This window comes from Carboxylicivirga linearis, assembly GCF_018271995.1.
In the GTDB taxonomy this organism is placed as follows: Bacteria; Bacteroidota; Bacteroidia; order Bacteroidales; family Marinilabiliaceae; genus Carboxylicivirga; species Carboxylicivirga linearis.
Map to the genome: position 1 here is coordinate 1 of NZ_JAGUCO010000106.1, position 860 is coordinate 860.

At 38.8% G+C, this 860-nt stretch carries 1 protein-coding gene; it reads left to right on the plus strand.

Going from position 1 to position 860, the window contains the following annotated elements:
- On the plus strand, nucleotides 1-860 hold an 860-nt coding region (locus tag KEM10_RS23840), incomplete at both ends, for a hypothetical protein (protein ID WP_212220913.1).

The following is an 860-nucleotide window of genomic DNA, read 5'->3' on the forward strand; positions in this document are numbered from 1 at the left end:
AACAAAACGTTTCTTCAGTACGATGAACAACAGGAGGATTACATCATCTACAAAACGGCTGAATATGCTGACCGCTTTGCAAATGACCCTGTAAAGAAATCGGAAGTCATAAAACGTATGGCTTCTTTAATATGCTGCTATGATAAAACAAATCAGGAGGTTTATCTTGACTTTGTTTCTGAACAGATTAAACCTAAAAAAGCTTGGCAGGATGCCTTAAAGGATTATAGTAAGCCTACCGAGAAGAAGGTCAAAACAAAGGAGAATATCAGCGATATAATCAAGCTGAAAAAGGAGCAACAGGAAAACCTACTTACCAATCAGTTTTATGAAGAAGATGGAGCTTATTGGACGGTTGAAGGAAAGAACCCGAAGCAAATATCAAACTTTACTTTTGAAGCCTTATTCTGTGTGTTCCATAAAGACCCTCAAGGAAGAACCGACCTGAAATATGTTTTGCGCCTGATGAGCCAATACGGAAGAAAACGCCTGGCTATTATTTCATCTGATGATTTTTGTACCCCTGCATCTTTCAAGAAACAGGTACACCGCCGTCATGGATTCTTTTGGTATGGGAACGATAGCCAGCTCGACAATATTAAAAACGTAAAGCTGCTTGGAATACCCGAAGCCAAAGAGTTGGAGCGTGTAGGTTACAATGAGGAAAACCGCTTTTGGGTATTTGCAAACGGCTTGTACTATACTAAAAACTTTCATCCAATTGATGAATACGGTATCACTACACACGCTACACAAATAAACAATATGGATGAATTTGAAAACATTCCTCCGGAAAGTCAGATACGAATTAACGATACCTTTCATGTACTCAATACCACAGCAGAATTTATCGGCAAGTA